This is a genomic window from Streptomyces sp. NRRL WC-3626, assembly GCF_000718785.1.
In the GTDB taxonomy this organism is placed as follows: domain Bacteria; phylum Actinomycetota; class Actinomycetes; order Streptomycetales; family Streptomycetaceae; genus Streptomyces; species Streptomyces edwardsiae.
Genome location: NZ_JOCA01000044.1, coordinates 1 through 4,824, shown reverse-complemented (window position 1 = coordinate 4,824; position 4,824 = coordinate 1). Strand labels below are relative to the sequence as shown.

Genomic DNA, 4,824 nt, shown 5'->3' with positions numbered 1-4,824 from the left:
CACACCACACCCTGGCCCCACACCGACCACCCACGCCGCGCCGCCGTCTCCTCCTTCGGCATCAGCGGCACCAACGCCCACGTCATCCTCGAACAACCCGCCGACAGCCCCGCAGTCGAGCCGGACGGACACGACCCTCTGCAGACCGCGGCGAGGGACGGGGCCTTCGCCGGGACATCCGAGGTTCCCGTCGTCCTGTCCGCCAGGACCGAGCGGGCGCTGCGTGCGCAGGCCGCCCGACTGCTGAACCACCTCCGCGAGCACCCGGGCATGAAGGTGCGGGACGCCGGCCTCTCCCTTGCGCTGGAGCGCCGGCACTTCGCCCATAGGGCCGGCCTGGTGGCGGGCGACCGCGCGGAACTCGAGGCGGGGCTCGGCGCGCTGGCGGAGGACGACGGCGTCATCGGTTCCGCGCTCGTCGCCGGACGCTCCGAGTCGCCCGTGCGTGCGGTGTTCGTCTTCCCCGGCCAGGGCGCGCAGTGGGCGGGGATGGCGGCCGGGCTGCTGGAGTCGTCCCCGGTGTTCGCCCGGCGGATGGCCGAGTGCGCGGTGGCTCTGGAACCGCTCGTCGACTGGTCGCTGACCGACGTCCTGCGGGGCGCGGACGGCGCTCCTGGCTTCGACCGGGTGGATGTCGTCCAGCCGGCGCTCTGGGCGGTGATGGTGTCACTGGCCGAGGTCTGGCGATCGTTCGGTGTACAGCCGGCCGCCGTGCTGGGTCATTCGCAGGGGGAGATCGCGGCGGCCTGTGTCGCGGGCGTTCTCTCACTCGCCGAGGGCGCGCGAGTCGTGGCGCTGCGCAGCCAGGCGCTGACCGCGCTGTCGGGCCGTGGCGGGATGGTGTCGGTGCCACGGCCCGCTGGGTGGGTCCGGGATGAGATCCGCGCCTGGCGGGGGCGCATCTCGGTGGCCGCGGTCAACGGTCCGTCGCAGGTCGTCGTCTCCGGTGACGCCGATGCGCTGGACGAGTTCCTCGCCCGGTGCGAGAGGGAGGAGGTACGAGCCCGGCGCATCGGTGTGGACTACGCGTCCCATTCTTCGCACGTGGAGGAGATCGAAGGGGACATCGTGCGTGTCCTGGCCGGTATTGCTCCGCGCACGGGGGACACCGCGGTCTTCTCGTCCCTCACGGGAGACCTGGCCGCAGGCGAGGACATGGATGCCGGGTACTGGTACCGGAACCTGCGCGGGACCGTGGAGTTCGAGCAGGCCACTCGCGCGTTGCTGGACACGGGGCACAACCTTTTCATCGAGGTGAGCCCGCACCCCGTTCTTGCCGTCGGGCTTGAGGCGACGATCGAGGCGGCGGGCGCCGACGCCGTGGCTCTGGGCACCCTGCGCCGTGGTGAGGACACGACCCGTCGTCTGCTCACCTCGCTCACCGAAGCCCACTGCCACGGCGCCGCTGTCGACTGGGCGGCCGTCTTCCACGGCACCGGTGCACGGCGGGTGGAGTTGCCGACGTACGCGTTCCAGCACCGCCGCCACTGGCTCGACACCCCGGCCGCGGCGGCTGACGCCGCCGGCCTCGGCCTGCAGCCCGCGGGGCACCCCCTGTTGGGGGGCATGACCAGCATCGCCGGCACCGAGAGCGATGGGGATGGTGGCCTGCTGCTCACCGGCCGCCTGACCCCGCGCACCCATCCGTGGCTCGCCGACCACGCCGTCCGCGGCACCGCGCTCCTGCCCGGGGCCGCCGTCGTGGAGCTGGCCGTGGCCGCCGGCGACCGTCTCGGCTGCGGTCGGCTCGAGGAGGTCGTCCTCGAGGAGCCGCTCATCGTGCCCACGGAGGGCGGCGTGCACCTGCAGGTGCACGTCGGCCCCGCCGACGGCACCGGGCAGCGGCGCCTGTCCGTCCATTCACGCGCCGAGCAGGACGAGCATCTGCCCTGGACCCGCCACGCGACCGCCGTCCTCGCGGCGGACGGCGAGCCCGCGTTCGAGGTCTGGCGGTCCTGGCCCCCGGCCGGTGCCGAGGAGATCTCCCTCGACGGTTTCTACGACCGCCTCGGGGAGCTCGGTTACGCGTACGGGCCCTCCTTCCGGGGACTGATCCGGGCCTGGCGGTCGGGCGGCGACCGCTACGCGGAGGTGGCGCTCCCCGAGGAGGTGCACGCGCAGGCCGCCGGTTACGGCATCCACCCGGCTCTCCTCGACTCGGCCCTCCACCTCGCCCTTGTCGACGACAGCACGGAGCTTCGCCTCCCCTTCTCCTTCGGCAAGGTCACGCTTCACGCCTGGGGCGCCTCCGCCCTGCGGGTGCGCCTCACCCGCGACGGCTCCGGCAGCGCGGCCCTCACGGCCACCGACCAGAGCGGCACGCCGGTGCTGACCATCGGCTCCACCGCATTCCGGCCCCTGCCTTCGGGCGAGCTCCGCTCCACCACCCGCTCCGCGGGCCTGTACCACCCCGTCTGGCAACCGGTTCCGCTCCCGAGCGCGCCGCCCGCGCAACGGTGGGCACTGCTGGGCGCCGACCCGTTGGATGTCCCGCACGCCCTGGGCTACGCGGACTTCGACGGACTCGACGCGGCCCTCGACACCGGTGATCGCGCTCCCGACGTCCTGGTTCTCCCCTGCGTCACCGGCGAGCGGGACCGCACCGTCCCAAAGGCGGTCCACACCGCCGTCGCCCGGGTACTGGAGAAGATACGACGCTTCCTGGCCGACGAACGCCTCGAGAACACCCGTCTGCTGGTGCTGACCCGCGAGGCCGTGGCCGTCACCGGCAACGGGGAACTCCTGGACCTGCCCGCCGCGGCGGTGTGCGGCCTGGCTCACACCGCCGCCCATGAGTACCCCGGCCGCATCGCCCTCATCGACCTGGGCCACGGCGACAGCGGCACAGCGCTTCCCGCCGCTCTCGCCGCCGCCGACGACCTCCCTCTGGCCCTGCGCGACGGGCAGTTGTACGCCCCTCGCCTGGTTCGCACCCCGACACCGCCCGACGTGCGGGACATCCTCCCTGCGGGCATCGACCCGGACGGCACCGTACTCATCACCGGCGGCACCGGCAGCCTCGGCCGCACGCTCAGCCGGCACCTCGTCAACCACCACGGCGTCCGCCACCTGCTCCTTGCCGGCCGCCAGGGCGACACGGCTCCCGGGGCACGCGAACTCGTCGCGGAGCTCGCCGAGCGGGGCGCCCACGTCACCGTCACCGCCTGCGACGTCACCGACCGGCAAGCACTCGTCAAGCTGCTCGCCGGCGTTTCCGGACACCACCCGCTCACCGCCGTCATCCACACCGCGGGCGCCCTCGCCGACGCCACCTTGACCAACCTCGACCCGGGGAGCCTCGACAAGGTACTGCCGCCGAAGGCGTACGCGGCCTGGCACCTGCACGAACTCACGAAGGACGCGAGTCTGTCGGCGTTCGTACTGTTCTCCTCCATCGCCGGGCTGACCGGCAATCCCGGTCAGGGCAACTACGCGGCCGCCAACACGTTCCTGGATGCGCTGGCATTCCACCGACGCGCGCACGGACTGCCCGCCACCTCCCTCGCCTGGGGGCTGTGGGAGTCCCCCGAAGGCAGCATGGCCGCCAAGCTCAGCGATGCCGACAGGGCACGGTGGGCGCGCCGGGGCGTCCTGCCTCTGTCGCACGATCGCGGCATGCGGCTCTTCGACGAGGCACTCGCGTCGGGCGAACCGCTTCTCCTGCCCGCCGAGCTGAACCTGGCGGCACTCCACAACCCCAGCCCGTCCACCTTCCCACCCGCCCTGCTGCGGACCCTGGTCCCCGCACCGCGCCGCCGCCGCGCCGTCACGGCAGCGGCCGGCCCCGCGGGAACGCGCTCCTGGGGCGAGCGCACCGCCGCGCTCCCGGAAGCAGAACGTCTCCGTTCGACCTCCGACCTGGTACGCGCTGCCGTGGCCGCGGTCCTCGGCCTGCCCGGCCCCGGGGACGTCCCCAAGGGCAGCGCGTTCAAGGACCTGGGCATGGACTCGCTCACGGGCCTGGAACTGCGCAGCCGCCTGACCGCGGTCACCGGCGTCCCGCTGCCCGCCACCGCGGTCTTCGACCACCCGACACCCTCCTCCCTCGCAGGTCATCTGATCGCCGAACTCCGCGGCGCCGACGCGGACCCCGCCGTCCCGCCCGCACACTCGGGTGGCACGAGCCGGCCGCACCCGGACGAGGATCCGGTCGTGATCGTGGGGATGGCCTGCCGCTACCCGGGGGAGGTCCGCACTCCGGAGGAGCTGTGGCGTCTGGCGGCCGACGGTGTGGACGCCATCGGCCAGTTCCCCCGCAACCGGGGCTGGAACCTGGAGGAGCTCTACCACCCCGACCCCGATCATCCGGGCACCACGCACACCCGCCACGGCGGCTTCCTGTACGACGCCGATCAGTTCGATGCGGAGTTCTTCGGTATCAGCCCGCGTGAGGCGACGGCGATGGATCCCCAGCAGCGTCTGCTCCTGGAAACGGGCTGGGAGGCCGTCGAACACGCCGGCATCGACCCGACCGTCCTGCACGGCACCCGCACCGGCGTCTTCACGGGTGTCATGCGCAGTGACTACGCCACGGGCGCGCACTCCGTACCGGACGTCTCGGAGGCCTACCGGACTACGGGTCTGGCGTCGAGCGTCGCCTCGGGCCGCCTGTCGTACACCCTCGGGCTGCAGGGCCCCGCCATCACGGTCGACACGGCCTGCTCGTCGTCCTTGGTGGCTCTGCATCTGGCGGCACAGGCACTGCGGCAGGGCGAATGCGACCTCGCCCTGGCCGGCGGCGTGACCGTCATGGCAAGCCCCGGACTCTTCGTCGAATTCAGCCGACAGCGCGGACTCTCCCCGGACGGCCGCTGCAAAGCCTTC

General features: G+C 73.0%; 1 protein-coding gene. It reads left to right on the top strand.

Translation table 11 applies throughout. The features are described 5' to 3' along the window. Positions 1–4,824: type I polyketide synthase (locus IF28_RS0135705; RefSeq protein WP_030229554.1), on the top strand; the 4,824-nt coding region annotated here is incomplete at both ends.